Genomic DNA, 17,822 nt, shown 5'->3' with positions numbered 1-17,822 from the left:
ACCGCCGGGGCATGAAGAAAGCGGCTTCCGGAAGTTTGATTTCCGGAAGCCGCTCATCTCTGACTCTTGACAAGCCTTCTCACATATCAGTCGCCCTTGACGTTGATGATCTGGCGCAGCTTGTGCCGCACGCTCACCAGGTCGCCGGCATCCTCCATGACCTGGTCGATGGGCTTGTAGGCGCCCGGGATCTCGTCGATGAACGCGTCGGTGTCGCGGTACTCGATCCCCTTCATGGCCTCGCGCAGCTGCTCGATGCTGAAGGCCTTCCGGGCCGCAGTCCTGGAGTACTCCCGTCCGGCGCCGTGTGGCGAGGAATCGAGCGAGACGGGGTTCCCCTTGCCGACCACCACGTACGATGCGGTGCCCATGGACCCGGGGATCAGGCCCGGATCGCCCTCGCGGGCCCGGATGGCGCCCTTGCGGGAAAGCCAGACCGACTTCCCGAAGTGCGTTTCCTTCTCCGTGAAGTTGTGGTGGCAGTTGATGCGCTCCAGCTCCTCGACCGGTCCCCCGACCCAGTCGGTGAACTGGCGGATCACCCGGTCCATCATTTCCTCCCGGTTCAGCAGGGCGAAGTGCTGGGCCCAGCGCAGTTCACGGATGTACGCGCTGAACTCGTCCGTCCCCTCAACCAGGTAGGCGAGATCCGGATCCGGCAGCTCGATCCAGTTCTTCTTGGCGACCTGCTGTGCGACCTTGATGTGCTTGGTCGCGATCTTGTTGCCGATGCCGCGCGAGCCGGAATGCAGGAACAGCCAGACCGAGTCCTCCTCATCCAGTGACACCTCGATGAAATGATTGCCCGAGCCCAGCGAGCCAAGCTGGTGCGCCCAGTTCCCCGCGTAGCTTGCCGGGTCGAAGCCTGCCTTCTCGGCCAGCTCCTTGAGCTCCTTGATCCGGGGAGCCGCCGTTGCAACGATCTTGTTGTTGTACTTTCCGGCCGACAGCGGGATTGCGCGTTCGATCTCTTCGCGAAGCGGCTTGCGGTCCTTCGGCAGGTCCGAGGCCTTGTACTGGGTCTTCACGGCGATCATGCCGCATCCGATGTCCACGCCCACTGCCGCGGGGATGATCGCCCCGAGCGTCGGGATCACCGACCCCACGGTGGCGCCCTTGCCCAGGTGCGCATCCGGCATCAGCGCCAGGTGGGGGAAGATGAACGGCATCTTCGAGGTGGCGATCGCCTGCTCCCGGGTCTTTTCATCCAGGATGGACGCCCAGTTCTTGAGCCGGCTGTTGATGGTCTCCACGATTTCTCTTTCTGTGATGTGGTCCTCGCCGCGCGGTCCGCGGAAAGGCTGAAAGATTCGGGGAAACGATCGGATCCAAAAAAGTAACCCCGAACCGGTGTGCGGTTGCGGGGCTTGGAGTCCTACTGGCGTGCAGGGATCTACAAAAGGGGCAACCGACGGTGTGGTTCTTGCTCGTACTGGCGCTGAAAGGAGCGCAGGGACAAGTCATTTAGTTGGGTTGCTTTGAAATTCAACATGGCCATGTCCTTTCCAGTAGTTGCAGACCGGTTCCCGTTTTCGGGATCTTCACGTGCCGCCTCCGGTGTGGAGCCGACAAGAGGCGAGCCTAACAGCCGCATCAAGGTCCGGGCAAGCCCAGGGCAGGATCGGGCTTGTCTTGTTAAAGAGAACAACCCACGATCCAGAAGCAGGATCGTGGGTTGTTCTCTTTGTGGCGGGGACAGGATTTGAACCTGTGACCTCCGGGTTATGAGCCCGGCGAGCTACCGAACTGCTCCACCCCGCGTCGGTATGTACTAACCCTAACAGTGGTTTGGCCACACGCCTAATCGAGAGGTTGCTTCATCGAATATCTCCCGATTTGCCGAGTATTCGGGCGCTTCAGGGGCCACCGCCGCCCCGAATGGGGCAAAACCCGGCCGAACACAGAATTCTTGCACGTGAGTACCATCACGTGCCCTGAGGTGTTTTTTCACTTTTCGCGCTGTCCGACGCGTCGGGCACCGACCACGCCCCGCTCACACAGCCATCGCCGCCAAAGGGCCTACTCCCACGCGCCAACTTATTGGACCCTGGGGTGGTCCCACGTCTGCCCCCGTGCCCGAACCGCTCGCACCGGGAGGTTAACGCAATGATGGCCCGCTGCTTGCAAAGCGAAGCAGCGGGCCATCATTCGGCATTTCGGGCCTACAGTCCTGCGTAGGAGTGCAGTCCGTTGAAGTAGATGTTCACGACGGTGAAGTTGAAGACGAGGCAGAGGTATCCGATGATGCTCAACCAGGCCGAACGGGCGCCGGTCCAACCGCCGGTTGCCCGGGCATGCAGGTAGCCCGCGTAGACGACCCAGATCACGAAGCTCCAGACCTCCTTGGTGTCCCAGCCCCAGTAGCGTCCCCATGCGGCCTCGGCCCAAATGGCGCCGGCCATGACGGTGAAGGTCCACATGACGAAGGCAACCGCGTTGATGCGGTAGGCGAAGTTCTCCAGGGCACCCGCGCTGGGCACGACGCCCATGAAGGGGAACTTGTCGGACTTGCCGGCAGCCAAGGCCTCGACGCGGGCATGCTGCACCAGTTGCAGGACGTTCATGGCGAAGCTGATGGTGAACAGTGCGGAGGCCGACACCGCGATGGATACGTGGATGATCAGCCAGTAGCTCTGCAGTGCGGGCACAAGGTGCGCGACCGGAGTCGGGAACCCCATGGTGGCGCCACAGAGCATTACCGTCACCAGGCCGATGACGAAGGTGCCCATGAAACGCAGGTCCTTCTTGAGCAGCACCACGGAAAAGACGAAAGCCACAATGAAGGAGCCCGTGGAAAGGAATTCATACATGTTGCCCCAAGGCACGCGGCCCGCCGCAATGCCGCGGCTGACGACTGCAAAGCCGTGGATGAGCACGCCGAGCCAGGTCAGCGAGACAGCGACCTTCGCGGCCATGCGCTTCTCCGACGCCGGGACGTAGTCCATGGAATCGTTGACGAGCTCCTCGCCGGGCGTGGTACGTGCCACCGGCGCCGATTTTCCGGCTCCGGCCGCCACTAGGACTTTCTTTTCGGCCTCCAGGGTTGCCGCATCGATTTCCCTGATCAGCTTGCTGGACTTTGCCAAGTCCCAGGCGAAGGCGATGAACGCCACCGCATAGACGAACGCTGCAAGCAACATGAACAGATCACTGTATTGCCCCAACGTCTCGTTGATGGTGGGCAAGTTGTTTCCCATAAGTTCTCCTAGACTCCGGCTCGCACGACGGCGGGCCACTGCTGCTCAAGAAGCTTGCGCAATTCCTTCGCTTCAGACTCCAAGCGAGGGTCTTCACCACGGGCCAGCAATCCGTATTCGATTATCCGCTTTTCACGTCCCGAATCGTCAACCGAGGTCTTGATTTTCACCCAGACCCGGCGACGCGGCGTAAAGAGGGAGATGGCCAGGCCCAGGAGGGCCAGACCGGCAAAGATGGCTACCGGACGCTTGCTCGGGTCGTAGTTGATGTCCAGCCCGACAAAGCGCTTGAGTCCGTCAAAGGAAATGCTCCCCTTGCCGTCCGGCAGTTTGTACGATTCCCCTGCGCCCAAGACGATGCCGCCGGCTTTGAGTTTTCGGTTGTTCAGCTCCTGGAGCTGATCCGTTTCCAGCACGTAGACGTTCTGCGGGTTCCCGTCGTCCAAACCGAGATTCCCGTAGTAGGAGTTCAGCTGCAGCTGGGGGTTGACGGCGTTGGGGTCGCCGGAAATGGCAAAGCCCGTCTCGTCGGTCATCGCCGTGGGCAGGAGGAACCCCTGGAAGCCCAGCTGGTCCGGTTTTGCGTCCGGGGCTTTGATGACAAGCAGCGAGGTGTACATGCCGTCTTGGGGAACCGAAACCACGGGACCGCTGAAGGCTACGTTGCCTTGTCCATCTCGGACCGTGACAACGGGGGCATACCCATTTCCGACGAGGTAGACGTCGGCGCCGTTGATCCGCAACGGGTGGTTGACCCGAATGGTTTCCTTTTGCACCGGCGCATCCGGGCTGCGGCGTGTTTCGACCTCGGCGGTGAAGTCGATGGGCTGTCCGAAGTGGGTCGTGGATTCGCGGTCGAACGTGATGTTGAACTTGTCCAGCTTGACCGAGTACGGGATCAGCGACTCTTCCTTGAACCAGGTGCCGGGCTTGAAGGAGTCGTAGGAAACGAGGGAGTTGACGAAGGTCTCCCCCTCAACCAGGACGCGCTGTCCGCCGTAGCCGAACGAGCCGCCGACTGCGACGGAGGCGAGGATGCCGACCAGGGAAATGTGGAAGAGCAGGTTGCCGACTTCACGGCTGTAGCCACGTTCGGCACCCACCGAGGGGCTGTCGCCTTCCGGGCGTGCCTCGGCACGGTAGCCGCGCTTCTTCAGCAGCGTGGCTGCGTCGGCAACGATCCGCTCGTTGCTGATTCCCGAGGCTTCGGCCGATTCGATCTCGACCGTGCCGTTCTGCGGCAGTCGGTTCAAGCGCGAGGGGGTGCGTGGCGGCGGGGTGCGCAGTGCCTTTGCATGCTTCTTCACGCGCGGCAGGATACAACCGATCAGTGAGATGAACAGCAGCAGATAGATTGCGGAGAACCAGGCCGAGGAGAACACGTCGAAGAGCTGGAACCTGTCAAGCCATGCACCAAGGGTGGGCTTATTCGTCAGGTACGCCGCAACTTGTTCCGGGTTGACTGCGCGCTGTGGGAAAACGGATCCCGGGACGGCCGCCACGGCCAGCAACAGCAGCAGGAACAGGGCCGTGCGCATGCTGGTGAGCTGGGCCCATGCCCAGCGAAGCATACCGATGAACCCGAGGGCCGGAACCGCAACGTCTTTTTTCATATCTTGCTTTGCCATTAGATGGGCAACCTGACTTCGTTGGCGAACCAATCTTGCAATTGTGTGACCCAGATGCCCCACAGGCCCGTGGCCATGAGAACACCCAGGAGGATGAGCATCCCGCCGCCGAATCGCATGATTGCGAGCTGGTGCCGACGGAAGAATTTCATTGCGCCCATGCCACGACGCAGGCCAAGGGCGATGAAGAGGAAGGGCAAGCCCAACCCCATGCAGTAGAAGAAGGTCAGCAGCGCACCCTTGGAGACGCTCGCGTCGGGTCCCGTGCTCATGGCAAGCACGGCTGCAAGTGTGGGGCCGATGCATGGTGCCCAGCCCAGCCCAAAGGTCACGCCCAGGACGGGAGCCCCCCAGAGACCGGCTGGCGGTTTGCGATGGATCTTTGCTTCGCGTTGCATGAAGGAAAAGCCGCCCATGAACACGACACCCATGAGGATGACAACCGCGCCAAGGACCTGGGTAACCCAGGCGCCCTCAAACCTCATCCAGTACGCAAGCTGGGAAAATATGCTTCCCGCGAGCACGAAAACGGCCGTGAACCCCAGGATAAAAAGGCCGATGCCGGTGACCATGCGGCCGCGCTTTTGGTCGGCCAAGTCGGCCCCGGAAAGTCCCGTGACGTAGCCCAGATACCCGGGAACCAACGGCAGTACGCAGGGGGAAAGGAAGGATACAAGCCCGGCAAGGATTGCTACGGGCACCGCAAGAAGCAGCGAACCGTCCATGATGATCTCGGCAAAGGGATTTCCCTGGGCCGGTACCGCCAGAGCAGCAACGATCGTCGGGGCTATCACAACGACTCGGTGAGGGCCGTGTTGATCAGGGCCTTGAGCGTTGTCTTCTCCGCAGCACCAAGGATGCGGGCCGATACGCGTCCCTGCCGGTCGAGAACCAACGTCGTGGGCACGGCCTGCAGCGGAACGTACTTGGTCATGGCCAGCTGGATTGCGCCCTGGGTATCCTGCACCGACGGGTACTTGACGCCGAAGGTCCGCTCGAAAGCTTCGGCGGCGTCCTTCTCGTCCCGGACGTTGATGCCGATGAAGCCGACCTTGTCCTTGAACTCGTCGCTGAGTTCAACCATGTGCGGTGCTTCGATGCGGCACGGCGCGCAGGCGGCATACCAGAAGTTCAGGACCGTCACTTGGCCGGCGAATTTGGCGGAATCGATCGTCGACCCGTCGTAGGCGGTGGCGCTGATTACCACCGGCTCGGTTCGGGACTTCGGGTCGTATTCCTGAACCGATCCGTCGCCGGCGATGTAGTTCTTGTTGTTGCCTTCGCGGGCCTGCTTTGCCAGCGGGTCTTCTTCGCCAACACAAGCTGCCAGCGGCACCACTGCTGCGGCGAGCATGGCTGCACGCAAGAAAGTGCGTCGTCCCAAACGCGATGGTTGGGACGAAGTGGGATCGGTCATGATCTCAGGCTCCAGGAATGTTCGCAGCGTTGACCAAGAGGTCAACACTGGGTTCTGCATAGCGGACGGCGACCAGACTTTCACCTTCAAAGTCCAGGCTAGTCACGGAGGTGAGAGTGCATTCGCGTTTCCGCGGGTCGTGCCAAAGGGCTTTGCCTTCGGCAGCGCGGCGCGTGACCCAAATCGGCAGCTGGTGGCTGACCAAAATGGCTTGCGCTCCGCTGCCGCCAAGTTCAACCGCGCGATCACGGTGTTCAACGATGGCGGCCATCATTCGTTCTACCTGGTCCCGGTAGGGCTCCCCCCAGGAAGGACGAAAGGGATTGACGACGTAGGACCAGTATTTTGGTTCCTTCAGTCGTTGCTTGATCTGTGAGAGGCCTTGGAATCGGTTCGCGGCCTCGATGATTCGATCATCTGTCACAATGTCCAGCCCCAGCGCCTTGGCTGTCGGGTTGGCGGTTTCCTGGGCTCGAACGAGCGGAGACGAAACCATGTGGGTGATGTTCGCACCGGCCTCTTGCTGGGCCGTGAAGTACTCTGCCGCGCGCTGCGCCATTTCATGGCCAAGGTCGGAGAGATGGAATTCGGGTAGCCGACCGTAGAGAACCCTGTCCGGGTTATACACTTCGCCGTGACGCAGAAGGTGAACGGTAGCAGTCGACATGCCTTAAGTGTCTCAAAACTTTGGTGGGTTACCTAAACAGGGAACTTGATCCCCGCCACGCCCGGGCACACGAGTTGGGCCGTCGTTCCGCAGTTTCACGGCAACCGTGCAGCCAAGATCCCGCGGCAGCCCGGTTTGTTCCTTGCGCAACAGCGAACTTTTGTCGGAGTCGGCCCGGCGCAAAAACCATCCTTTGGGAGGGGATAAAACCAGATGGCAGCAGATATTGTGATGCGTAAGACGTATTTTCAATCCGAAGGAGCAGGCCATGTCGACACCTGAGAACGAACCTGAGAACCCGCAGACGCCGCCGGTCAATCCAGCGCCGCCACAGTATGGGCAGGTCGCTCCGCAAGACCCGAACGCCCCGGTTCCTCCTCCATATGGCCAGGCCCCGCAATATGGCGCCCCGCAGCAGAATCCGTACGGGCAGAACCCCGCCCCCTACGGGCAAAATCCGTACGGGCAGAACCCCACGCCCTACGGGCAGAACCCCTACGGCCAGCCGCCCCAGGGTCAGACGCCTTATGGGCAGCAGCCGTACGGCATGGGATTCCCGATACCTCCGCAGGGCAATTTCCCGGCGCCCCAAATGCCGACCGAACGCCCCAAGGAACTCGACATCGCGTTCTGGGCCATCATCGCCGCCGGCGTGCTGTCGTTGATGGCCGCGGTCTTCGGCTTCGACACAGCCCTGATCCGTCAGCAGCTTGCCACGACGCCGGAGTTTGACGCGATGTTGCAGGACACCGGGATGTCGCTCGATGCATTCCTCAGCGCCATGCACACCATGGTCGTCATCGTCACGGCCATTTCGCTGGGAATCTACGTATTGCTGGCGTTCATGATTCGCAAGGGAAGCAACGTTGCCCGCATTTTCGCAACGGTTTTCGCCGCCCTTTCGGTCTTTGGCCTCTTCGGCGGAACGCTTCTGTCGATCCTGTCCATCCTGGCGGGCGTGGTCGGCGTCGTGTTCGCCTGGCTGCGTCCGGCCAGCGCCTACATCGCCGCCCGACGCGCGGCACGTGCAGCAGGCTACCGCTAGGAATCACATACGGCCGAGGGTTCTTGAGCGTGGGGAAACCCGCGTTCGGGAACCCTTTGCCGGTTAAGGGCCCGGCCGTTTCCTTGCAGCGCACACCGCTGAAGCCCTAAACGATGTTTTGCGCGTGGTAGGCCAAGATCTGCAACTCCGTTGCCAGATCCACCTTTCGGAGGTTGACTCCCTCAGGCACCTGCAGGACGACGGGTGCGAAGCTCAGAATGCTGCGCACCCCGCATTCAACGACCTTGTCGCACAGGCTCTGCGCCGCTGCGCCGGGAACCGACAGCACCGCAATGTTTGCCTCGGTGGAAGCGAGAACCATAGCCAGGTCTTTGGTGTCGGCAACGGTCAGCTCTCCGACCTTGGATCCGATGACATCCGGCGCCGCGTCCAAAAGCGCAACAACCTCAAATCCCCTGCTGCGGAACCCTCCGTATCCGGACAACGCGCGCCCCAGGTTGCCGGCGCCGATGATCGCAACACGCCATTGTTGGGTCAGCCCCATGGCCTTTGAAATGTGTTCGGCCAGCTCCGTGACGACGTATCCCACTCCCCTGGTCCCGTATGACCCCAACTGGGAAAGGTCCTTTCGAAGGATCGAGGGATTGACGCCGGCCTCCGTGGCCAAGAGGCCGGACGAGGTTCTTGTCTGCCCTTGGGATTGAAGCGTGTTCAGGGCCCGCAGGTATTGGGTCAGCCGTGCCAGGGTGGCCTCGGGAAGAATCCGCTCGAGGGAACCGGTCATGGGGTTTGGCGTCGGCTCGACTCCATCGTCTGCCGGGGGGTGTTGCGGGGTTGGCATCGTGCTGTGACTCATTCCTTGGGTCTTTTCATGACCCTACGATCTATTCCTTGGCGCAGGCAAGCGAGTTCCAGTGGTTGGAACGACACCGGTCTCGATCAGTTGTTGAGCAATGATTCCAAGCGCTGGGGATCAATGACCCAGAAGTCCCGCACTTTCCCGTCGATCAGGAGCACCGGCACTTCCTCGGAATGCCTGGCCAGGAGGTCGGCGTGCTCATCTATGTCAACGCTCTTCCAGTCGTAGCCCATCCGGGTGGTGACTTCGTCCAGCGTTTCAATGGCTGCATGGCACAGGTGACACCCGGAACGGACTAACAGTGTGATCTCATGGGGTGTCTTCGCAGTGCTCATGAATCTAACGCTACAGCTCCGCGACAAAATGCGTGCAATAGACTTCAGGGATGCCCGCCACACAAACCCATGTACTGCCCGACGACCAGGAAACGGAGAAGTTGCGCCCTGCGGCCGCCTTCTTTGACGTGGACAACACCATGATGCGCGGCGCATCGCTCTTTCCGCTTGCCCGCAAAATGTACAGGCACAAGGCATTTTCGCTCCGCCAAATTCTGTGGTTTCTTCTGCACCAGTTGCGTTTCGCCGCCCGCGGCGAACACCTCGGGGACATCCGGGCGATCCGGGATCGCGCTCTGACGTTGGTGGAGGGTTTTCCCGTCGCCGAAATGCAGTCCCTTGCGGATGAAATCTACGATGAATTCATCGAATCCAAGATTTGGCCGGGAACCCGGGCCATCGCCGAACAGCACCTGCATGCCGGGCGCCAGGTTTGGTTGGTGACGGCAACACCGTTGGAAGTCGCCTCGGTCATGGCGCGCAGGCTGGGGCTCAGCGGAGCGCTGGGCACCTCTGTGGAACACATCCAGGGGGCATACACCGGCAGACTGGTCGGCGAGATCTTGCACGGGCCTGCGAAGGCCAAGGCCGTCCGGGAGCTGGCAGCGGCAGGCGGCCTGGATCTGGGCGATTGTTGGGGCTATAGCGACTCCCACAATGACATCCCGCTGCTGGAAGCGGTGGGGCATCCCGTGGCGATCAACCCGGATGCCAAGTTGCGCCATCACGCCAAACGCCGAAAATGGCCGATCTATGACTTTCGCACGGGACGCAGGGCTGCAACGCTCGGCTTGAAAGCCGCGGGCGTCTCTGGAGCGCTCTGGGGCCTGTGGCGCAGCTTTGGAACGGTTCGACGCCGCCCCTGACTCCGGGGGCTGGCGGCGGCGCCCGGAGTCTATCGGCCTGCCGTCACACGCAAAAAGGTGCGTTTCCCCGAAGGGAAACGCACCTTTTTACATGCTCAGCATCCGGATAAACCGGAACCGGCATTTACTTCTTATTACGACGCTGGTGGCGGGTCTTACGAAGCAATTTACGGTGCTTCTTCTTGGCCATACGCTTGCGGCGCTTCTTGATAACTGAGCCCATAGTGGTTCCTCACAAACTGATTCGATTGCCGACTACAACTTCTTCGGCACCAAAGCACCAGAATGCAGTCAACTGGACGTTAAACGTTCCTTAACAGATTACCTGCTTCTCGGGCAGGTTCTGACCACCATGCAAGGTAGAGGCCTATCCGGCGCCAGAAATGTTTCCAAGACCGGCGGCACGCAGGTAATCTTCCACCGCATTTTCGGGCACCCGGTAGGATCGGCCGAAACGCACGGCAGGCAATTCACCCGAATGCACCAGGCGGTAAACCGTCATCTTTGAAACGCGCATCACCTCGGCGACTTCGGCCACCGTCATGAATTTCGCATTGGCAAAGTGTTTCGCTTCAACCATGACCCGATGCTCCTGACTTTCCCAATGAAGGAGTCATGACGGTTTGAATCGCCGTCGTCGTTCCTTGCTACAGCAACGCTCCTAAGTACTTTTAGTTCCCCCTCCACCCACATTAGTGGCTAAAGTGACCAAAGTGAACGGCAGGTATCCGTGTATTGCATTGACGCCATTGAGGCGATTCCAGGCCCTATCCTTTAGCCCCACGAGGCGCGAACCGCTCCGGCCAGCTCCTCTAGTGCGGCGGCGCTGGCTTCCCAACCCATGCAGGCATCGGTGACCGACTGGCCGTAGGTCAGCTGAGACAGCACGTCCGTGCCCACCTCCACCGAATCCGGGTCGTGCTTCTGGGCACCGGGCAGCAGGAAGCTTTCGGCCATGATGCCGGCGATGGTCGTGTCCCCGGCGGCGATGCGTGCCGCTAGTTCCGTGATCACTTCTGCCTGGCGGACATGGGACTTGCCCGAGTTTGCATGGCTCGCATCGACGATCACCCGCGGGTTCATGCCGGCCTTGGCCATTGCGTCCGATGCGGCGGCGACATCGCCTTCCTGGTAGTTCGGCCCGGCCGCCCCTCCGCGCAGGATGAGGTGGGCGTCCTGGTTGCCCGCAGTGTGCACAACGGCCGTCCGGCCCGACTCATCGATTCCCATGAACGACTGGGCCGCAGAGGCGGCCTGGCATGCGTCGATGGCCACCTGCACCGATCCATCCGTGCCGTTCTTGAATCCGACAGGCATGGACAGCCCGGAGACCAGCTGGCGGTGGGTTTGGCTTTCGGTGGTCCGTGCGCCGATTGCGCCCCAGCTGATCACGTCGGCGAGGTACTGGGCGCTAAGCGGTTCCAGGAATTCAGTTGCAAGGGGCAGGCCCAGGGCGCTGGCAGCGAGCATGAACTCGCGTGCGGTCCGGAGTCCCGCACCCATGTCGTGGCTTCCGTCGAGGTGGGGGTCGTTGACCAGGCCCTTCCAGCCAACCGTGGTGCGTGGCTTCTCGAAGTAGCTGCGCATGACGATCAGCAGTTCGCTCTCGTGCTTTTTTGCGGCTGCGGCAAGGCGCGCTGCGTATTCGAGTCCGGCGGCAGGATCATGGATCGAGCACGGCCCCACGATGACCAGCAGTCGCTGGTCCAAGCCCGAAAGCACGGCGCCCACTTCTTGGCGGGCCCGGGTGATCCTGTAGGCCTGGGCATCGGTGGTCGGGAGTTCGCTCAGCAGTTCGGCGGGGCTCGGCAACTCGGTGAAGGAAACCACCCGCTCGTTGGTGTTGGCGCGGGCCGGGGCGTCTGCGTTCAGGATGTTCGGGTTCATGGTGGGCCTTTCGATTCCGGCCCTCCAACCGAGGGCCTAGCGTTCGATGCGGCCCCGACAATCGCTGCGTATTTCTTCAGGGCCGCTATGGTGAAAATAGCGAAGGGCCCACAAGCAATAGCTTGCGGCCCTTGTCGGCTCTGAAGGTGGGTATGCGAAATTATCGCGTCTTAGGCCCCTCCAGAGCCGACACAAAATACGCATACCAACGATTAGTCATGGTGATCAATGTACAGAGAATCTGCCGCGATGCCCAATTCCATGACGTATATGACATGTTGAAGAACGCCAAACCACCGGATACGACAGGGGGCGCCGTCGCGAAGGGGATGTGTTTCCCCTTCGCGACGGCGCCCCCTGGGCGGTGCAAAATACCCGGTTAGATGAGGCCCTGGGCCAGCATCGCGTCGGCGACCTTGACGAAGCCGGCGATGTTTGCGCCGGCAACGTAGTTGCCCGGCATCCCGTATTCGTCGGCCGTCGTTGCACAGCGGTCGTGGATGCCGACCATGATTTCGGTCAGTCGGCGTTCGGTGTGCTCGAAGCTCCAGGAGTCGCGGCTGGCGTTCTGCTGCATCTCCAGCGCGGAGGTTGCAACGCCGCCGGCGTTCGCAGCCTTGCCCGGCCCGAAGAGCACCCCTGCGTCCTGGAACAGCGCGGTGGCTGCGGCGGTGCACGGCATGTTGGCGCCCTCTGCCACGGCAATGACGCCGGAGGAGATCAGGCGCTTGGCGTCGATCTCGTCGAGTTCGTTTTGCGTTGCGCACGGCAGCGCCACGGTTGCGTCCACGTCCCAGACGTTGCCGCCCTCGACGTAGTGCACCTTCTTGGAACCCGCGCGCTCGACGTATTCGCTGATGCGTCCGCGTTCGACTTCCTTGATCTGGCGCAGCAATTCAACGTCCACGCCGCGCTCGTCAACGATGTAGCCGGCGGAGTCCGAGGCGGCAACAACCTTTGCCCCCAGGAACTGGGCCTTTTCGATGGCGTTGATTGCAACGTTGCCCGAACCCGAAACGACAACGCGCTGGCCGTCGAAGCTGGCACCGCGGGTCTTGAGCATTTCCTGGGTGAAGATCACCGCGCCGTAGCCGGTGGCCTCCGGACGAACCAGGGACCCACCCCAGCTGATGCCCTTCCCGGTGAGCACACCGGATTCGTAGCGGTTGGTGATGCGCTTGTACTGGCCGAAGAGGTAGCCGATTTCGCGGCCGCCGACTCCGATGTCGCCCGCCGGGACGTCGGTGTATTCACCGATGTGGCGGTAGAGCTCGGTCATGAACGACTGGCAGAAGCGCATGACTTCTCCGTCGGACTTGCCGCGCGGATCGAAGTCCGAGCCGCCCTTGCCGCCGCCGATCGGCATGCCGGTCAGGGAGTTCTTGAAGATCTGCTCGAAGCCAAGGAACTTGACGATGCCCAGGTAAACGGAGGGGTGGAAGCGGAGTCCGCCCTTGTACGGGCCCAGTGCGGAGTTGAATTCCACACGGAAACCGCGGTTGATCTGCACACGGCCCTGGTCGTCGGTCCACGGGACACGGAAGATGATCTGGCGTTCCGGCTCGCACAGACGCTGCAGGATCGCAGCCTCGGCGTACTCGGGGTGCTTGCGGGAAACCGCCTCGAGGCTTTCAAAAACCTCGGTAACCGCCTGGTGGAATTCTGCTTCACCGGGATTACGACGGAATACTTCATCGCGGATGGTTGCTAAATGCTGGTCCAAGTCTTATCTCCTTCATCACTTGGGGCAGGCACGGGGGCAAGCTACCGCCATGTCCGGCGACGCTGCCCCACAACCTGAGAATGACATGCACCACACCCGGCAGCCCAACCGGACGTAATCAAAGAACCAGCCGCGCGTAACGTTTCAACCCCGTCCAGCGGGCGAAAGCCCGCCGAACCGCACTACCGCTTGCGACCGAATTTGGGCTTGGGAAGGCGTTCCAGGAAGTCCTGGGCGCGTCCGGTGACCTGCTCCAGGCCCCTGCCGACGGAGCGCCCCAATTGTTGCGCGGCCGCGGTCGCCTGGTGCGAGACCTCGCTGTGGGTCGCGTCCTGCTCCGCACCGGTGGCGGGGACCAGCGCCAGGGCCGGAGCCGGCGGCAGGAAGGCCTCAAGCCATTCCTGCAACGAGGTGAAGGTGGGGTGTTCAAGGGCGTAGTACCGGCGCTGGCCGTCGGCGCGCATGGAAACCAGGCCCGCCTCGCGCAGCACCTTCAGGTGCTTGGAAACCGTCGGCTGGGAAACGCCGAGCGATTCGACAAGGGAACCGACAGAGCGCGATTCGGAGCGCAGGGATTGAAGGAGTTGGCGCCGGGTGGGGTCTGCCAATGCGGAGAAAATATCGTCGTGAGCCACCGGATAACCCTAACCGTATATACGCGTAATGGCATCTTTGCCATTCCCGTCCAGGTCAGTCGAACCATGGATCCAGGCCGAAGAGCGGGAAGATTTCCTTGCGGGTGGCCATGATGCTGCGGTCGACGGGGTCCGCGGGGTCGTAGCCGACCTCCCAGGAGCGCCACCACAGTTCCGCGTCGTCGCCCATGGTTTCCGGGGTCCAGACCCCGTACCGTTCATGCACGTATTCGCGCCAGGGCCGCGGCACCGGGGTGCGCAGCGGCACGGGCTTGCCCGAGGCGATGGCCACCAGGTGGCTCCAAGCTCGGGGCACCACCGAGGTGGTGTTGTAGCCTCCTCCGCCGGTGGCGATCCAGCGCCCGCCGCAGAGTCGTTGGGCAAGCTCTGCGATGTCCAGCGCGTTCTGGCGCTGTCCGTCGATGCTCAGCCGCAGGTTGGACAGGTCGTCGTCCTTGTGCCCGTCGCAACCGTGCTGGGAGACGATGGCCTCCGGGCCGAACGCGGCGGCGAGCTGCGGGACCACGGCGTGGAAGGCGCGCAGCCAGGCGGCATCCCCGGTGAACGGGGGCATGGCGAGGTTCACGGCGGTGCCCTCCGCGTGGGGCCCGCCGATCTCGTTGGCGTACCCGGTACCGGGGAACAGCGACATCCCCGTTTCGTGGATGGAGATGGTCATGACCCGGGGGTCGTCCCAGAAGATGGACTGGGTGCCGTCGCCGTGGTGGGCGTCGACGTCGATGTAGAGGACCCTTTGCACGCCGCCTGCCAACAGCCGTTCGATGGCCAGCGCCGCGTCGTTGTAGATGCAAAACCCGCTGGCCTTGCCGGCCGCCGCGTGGTGCATGCCGCCACCGAAGTTCACGACGTGGAGCGCACGTTCGCCCAAGATGGCTTCCGCGGCGTCGATGGAGCCGCCGGCAAGCCGTGCGCTGGCCTCGTGGATGCCCGCATAGGCGGGGTTGTCCTCGGTGCCCAGGCCGCGGACCTCGTTGGCGACGTCTGGATTGGCGCTGACCTCGTGCACCGCGGCGATGTAGCCGCGCTCGTGCACGGCAGCCAGTTCGTCGTCGGAGGCGACGTGCGGTTCGACGACCGTGACGTTTTCCCTGTCGAAAAGTTCGAGTTCCCGGCACAGCCGCGCGGTCAAATCCAGGCGAAGCGGATGCATGGGATGGGTTTCGCTGAAGCGATAGGCCATCATCTGCTCGCTCCAGACCACCTGGGTCGGCGGCAAGGTTCCGGTTACGTCTAGCACCCCCTTAGGCTACGCGATCGGCATCCCCGCCGTGTGCCGGGACACTTCATGTATCCGTCGCATTCGTCCAAGACACACGCCCTCCGGGGGCGCATGGCCCCGACGGCGGGTCGGTGCGGCGGCGGGGCAACGGGCGCGGATGCGACGCCATGGTTTATTGTGGGGTGTTGCGGGAAAGATCGCCCGCACCTCGTTTTTTCCGAAGACCGGGAGCCGCGCCACACCATGGGAAACATTCCCTCCTTCGAGTCCGCGGGACGGCAACGCGCCGCCGCCCCGGTTCGATGGCGTACGCGCCTGGACCAGTGGCGGCGGGCCTCCGCCGAATTCACGGTCCGCTCCCCCGCACGCCTGGCTCTCTTCACCTTTGCGCTGGTCATCGCGATCTTCACTTCGCTGCTCTCGCTTCCAGCGGCCACCGCCAGCGGCCAGCACACGCCGCTGCACGACGCCCTGTTCACCGCGGTCTCCGCCGTGTGCGTCACCGGGCTCACCGTGGTCTCCACGGCAACCCACTGGTCGTTCTTCGGCCAGCTGGTCATGATCATCGGCGTCTTCGTCGGCGGCTTGGGCATCCTCACGCTCGCCTCCGTGCTGTCCCTTGCCGTCTCCAAGCGCCTCGGCGTGCGCGGCAAGCTGATGGCGCAGAACTCCATGAACACCTCGGCGGCCTCCACGCTGGGCGAGGTCGGTGCGTTGCTGCGCATCGTCATCACCACCTCGGTGGCCATCGAGGTCGCCCTGATGCTGATGCTGACCCCGCGCTTCCTGATCCTCGGCGAGCCGTTCGGCCAGGCGCTCTGGCACGGGATCTTCTACTCGATTTCCGCGTACAACAACGCCGGATTCACCCCGCACTCCGACGGCCTGGTGCCCTACGAGACGGACCTGTGGATCCTGGTCCCGCTGATGCTCGGCGTGTTCCTCGGCTCGCTGGGCTTCCCCGTGGTGATGATCCTGATCGCGCACCGCTTCAACACCAAGAAGTGGACGCTGCACGCCAAGCTCACCCTGCTGGTCACCAGCATCCTGCTGGTCGCGGGCACGCTGCTCTGGGGGCTGGCCGAATGGTCAAACCCCGGCACGATCGGCGGCATGAGCACCGGGGACAAGGTCATCCACTCGGTGTTCGCCTCCGTGATGACGCGATCGGGCGGCTTCAACCTGGTGGACATGAACGAGATGAACCAGGTGACGATGTTGCTCACCGACGCACTCATGTTCGCCGGCGGCGGCTCCGCCTCCACGGCCGGCGGCATCAAGGTCACCACCATCGCCGTGATGTTCCTGGCGATCTTCGCCGAGGCCCGCGGCGACACCGATGTGCGGGCCTTCGGCCGGCGCATCCCGGAGGGCACCATGCGCGTGGCCATCTCGGTGATCGTGCTCGGCGCAACGCTCGTCTCGCTGGCCACCGCCGCGCTGCTGGTCATCAGCGGCACGTCGCTGGAAAGGGCGCTCTTCGAGACGATTTCCGCCTTCGCGACCGTCGGGTTGAGCACCAACCTCAGCGCGGAGATGCCGCCGAGCGGGAAGTACGTCCTTTCCGCCCTCATGTTTGCCGGGCGCATCGGCACCATCACCCTGGCCGCGGCCCTGACGCTGCGCCAGCGAAACCAGCTGTACCACTTCCCCGAAGAGAGGCCGATCATTGGCTGACAAGAAATCCGACCACAACGCCCCGGTCCTGGTCATCGGGCTGGGCCGCTTCGGCGCCGCCGTGGCCGAGCAGCTGGTCCGCCAGGGACGCGAGGTGCTGGCCATCGAGCGCAACCAGGAACTGGTCCAGAAGTGGGCCTCGGTCCTCACCCACGTGGTCGAGGCCGATGCCACCAACATCGACGCCCTGCGCCAGCTCGGCGCCCAGGACTTCTCCTCCGCGGTGGTCGGCGTCGGCACCTCGATCGAGTCCTCCGTGCTGATCACCGTGAACCTGGTGGACCTGGGCATCGAGCACCTGTGGGTCAAGGCCATCACGCCCTCGCACGGCAAGATCCTCACCCGCATCGGCGCGAACCACGTGATCTACCCGGAGGCCGACGCCGGCGTCCGCGCCGCTCACCTGGTGGGCGGCCGGATGCTCGACTTCATCGAGTTCGACGACGGGTTCGCGATCGTGAAGATGTACCCGCCCAAGGAAACCCAGGGCTTCACGCTCGGCGAGTCCCAGGTGCGTTCCAAGTACGGCGTCACGGTGGTGGGCGTGAAGTCCCCGGGCGAGGACTTCACTTATGCGCAGCCCGACACCAAGGTCACCCGTCGCGACGTGCTGATCGTCTCCGGGCACGTGGACCTGCTCGAACGCTTCGCCGCCCGCCCCTGATCCGGGCTGCCCGCTGATCCG

18 protein-coding genes and 1 tRNA gene are annotated in these 17,822 nt (G+C 62.8%); 4 read left to right on the top strand and 15 right to left on the bottom strand.

Annotation, left to right across the window (positions count from 1 at the left end; all coding sequences use genetic code 11):
• Window positions 1–86: 86 nt before the first annotated feature.
• The 7 genes from ACIQLF_RS15760 to ACIQLF_RS15730 all read right to left on the bottom strand — a co-directional run bounded on the left by ACIQLF_RS15760 (window position 87) and on the right by ACIQLF_RS15730 (window position 6,909).
• Entirely contained in the window at window positions 87–1,253 is a 1,167-nt protein-coding gene (locus ACIQLF_RS15760; protein ID WP_400300316.1) for an RtcB family protein, read from the bottom strand.
• A gap of 434 nt (window positions 1,254–1,687) precedes the next feature.
• A tRNA-Met gene (locus ACIQLF_RS15755) sits at window positions 1,688–1,761 on the bottom strand.
• Between the two features lie 401 nt (window positions 1,762–2,162).
• Window positions 2,163–3,197 carry a c-type cytochrome biogenesis protein CcsB gene (ccsB, locus tag ACIQLF_RS15750; RefSeq protein ID WP_400300314.1) on the bottom strand — a complete coding sequence of 345 codons (1,035 nt, stop codon included), beginning with the start codon at window positions 3,195–3,197 and terminating at the stop codon, window positions 2,163–2,165.
• An 8-nt stretch (window positions 3,198–3,205) separates the two neighbouring features.
• Complete coding sequence (locus ACIQLF_RS15745) at window positions 3,206–4,825, bottom strand: cytochrome c biogenesis protein ResB (RefSeq protein ID WP_400300312.1); 1,620 nt, start codon at window positions 4,823–4,825, stop codon at window positions 3,206–3,208.
• Window positions 4,825–5,550 carry a cytochrome c biogenesis CcdA family protein gene (locus ACIQLF_RS15740; protein ID WP_400300328.1) on the bottom strand — a complete coding sequence of 242 codons (726 nt, stop codon included), beginning with the start codon at window positions 5,548–5,550 and terminating at the stop codon, window positions 4,825–4,827. Before ACIQLF_RS15740 ends, ACIQLF_RS15745 begins: the two co-directional genes overlap by 1 nt.
• Window positions 5,551–5,615: 65 nt before the next feature.
• Window positions 5,616–6,242: a TlpA family protein disulfide reductase gene (locus tag ACIQLF_RS15735; protein ID WP_400300309.1), complete on the bottom strand. Its 627-nt coding sequence runs from the start codon at window positions 6,240–6,242 to the stop codon at window positions 5,616–5,618.
• Window positions 6,243–6,246: 4 nt separating this feature from the next.
• Entirely contained in the window at window positions 6,247–6,909 is a 663-nt protein-coding gene (locus ACIQLF_RS15730) for a histidine phosphatase family protein (RefSeq protein ID WP_400300307.1), read from the bottom strand.
• 268 nt (window positions 6,910–7,177) lie between these two features.
• On the opposite strand from ACIQLF_RS15730, the gene ACIQLF_RS15725 reads away from it, so the two are divergent.
• Window positions 7,178–7,954, top strand: a complete 777-nt coding sequence (locus ACIQLF_RS15725) for a hypothetical protein (RefSeq protein ID WP_400300305.1) — start codon at window positions 7,178–7,180, stop codon at window positions 7,952–7,954.
• Window positions 7,955–8,060: 106 nt separating this feature from the next.
• Here ACIQLF_RS15725 and ACIQLF_RS15720 read toward each other — a convergent pair whose 3' ends face one another.
• Window positions 8,061–8,756, bottom strand: coding sequence for a redox-sensing transcriptional repressor Rex (locus tag ACIQLF_RS15720; RefSeq protein WP_400300303.1), 696 nt, complete (start codon window positions 8,754–8,756; stop codon window positions 8,061–8,063).
• Between the two features lie 98 nt (window positions 8,757–8,854).
• The gene (locus ACIQLF_RS15715) at window positions 8,855–9,109 is read right to left on the bottom strand and encodes a glutaredoxin family protein (protein WP_400300300.1); all 255 of its coding nucleotides are present in this window, start codon (window positions 9,107–9,109) and stop codon (window positions 8,855–8,857) included.
• A gap of 50 nt (window positions 9,110–9,159) precedes the next feature.
• Between ACIQLF_RS15715 and ACIQLF_RS15710 the strand changes: the two genes are divergently transcribed.
• On the top strand, window positions 9,160–9,975 hold the full coding sequence (locus tag ACIQLF_RS15710) for an HAD family hydrolase (protein ID WP_400300297.1): 816 nt from the start codon (window positions 9,160–9,162) through the stop codon (window positions 9,973–9,975).
• Between the two features lie 124 nt (window positions 9,976–10,099).
• Here the strand turns inward: ACIQLF_RS15710 and ACIQLF_RS15705 are convergent, their stop codons facing one another.
• From ACIQLF_RS15705 to ACIQLF_RS15680, 6 genes are all read right to left on the bottom strand, one after another.
• Entirely contained in the window at window positions 10,100–10,198 is a 99-nt protein-coding gene (locus ACIQLF_RS15705) for a 30S ribosomal protein bS22 (RefSeq protein WP_003792170.1), read from the bottom strand.
• A 144-nt stretch (window positions 10,199–10,342) separates the two neighbouring features.
• Window positions 10,343–10,555, bottom strand: coding sequence for a helix-turn-helix domain-containing protein (locus ACIQLF_RS15700; RefSeq protein WP_209999048.1), 213 nt, complete (start codon window positions 10,553–10,555; stop codon window positions 10,343–10,345).
• 194 nt (window positions 10,556–10,749) lie between these two features.
• Window positions 10,750–11,862: a 3-deoxy-7-phosphoheptulonate synthase gene (locus ACIQLF_RS15695; RefSeq protein ID WP_400300294.1), complete on the bottom strand. Its 1,113-nt coding sequence runs from the start codon at window positions 11,860–11,862 to the stop codon at window positions 10,750–10,752.
• A 379-nt stretch (window positions 11,863–12,241) separates the two neighbouring features.
• Window positions 12,242–13,585 (bottom strand): NADP-specific glutamate dehydrogenase, encoded by a 1,344-nt coding sequence (gdhA, locus tag ACIQLF_RS15690; RefSeq protein ID WP_400300291.1) that lies wholly within the window; start codon window positions 13,583–13,585, stop codon window positions 12,242–12,244.
• Between the two features lie 182 nt (window positions 13,586–13,767).
• Window positions 13,768–14,220, bottom strand: a complete 453-nt coding sequence (locus ACIQLF_RS15685) for an ArsR/SmtB family transcription factor (RefSeq protein WP_400300288.1) — start codon at window positions 14,218–14,220, stop codon at window positions 13,768–13,770.
• Between the two features lie 55 nt (window positions 14,221–14,275).
• Complete coding sequence (locus ACIQLF_RS15680; RefSeq protein ID WP_400300325.1) at window positions 14,276–15,424, bottom strand: acetoin utilization protein AcuC; 1,149 nt, start codon at window positions 15,422–15,424, stop codon at window positions 14,276–14,278.
• 279 nt (window positions 15,425–15,703) lie between these two features.
• Between ACIQLF_RS15680 and ACIQLF_RS15675 the strand changes: the two genes are divergently transcribed.
• Window positions 15,704–17,137 (top strand): TrkH family potassium uptake protein, encoded by a 1,434-nt coding sequence (locus tag ACIQLF_RS15675; protein ID WP_400300286.1) that lies wholly within the window; start codon window positions 15,704–15,706, stop codon window positions 17,135–17,137.
• The gene (locus ACIQLF_RS15670) at window positions 17,130–17,801 is read left to right on the top strand and encodes a potassium channel family protein (protein ID WP_400300283.1); all 672 of its coding nucleotides are present in this window, start codon (window positions 17,130–17,132) and stop codon (window positions 17,799–17,801) included. The genes ACIQLF_RS15675 and ACIQLF_RS15670 overlap by 8 nt, the downstream gene beginning before the upstream one ends.
• The last annotated feature ends 21 nt before the right edge of the window (window positions 17,802–17,822 follow it).

The sequence above is a fragment of the Paeniglutamicibacter sp. NPDC091659 genome (assembly GCF_044756805.1).
GTDB lineage: Bacteria > Actinomycetota > Actinomycetes > Actinomycetales > Micrococcaceae > Paeniglutamicibacter.
Note: the sequence above shows the minus strand (reverse complement) of the source record. Positions and strands in the feature narration are given on the sequence as shown.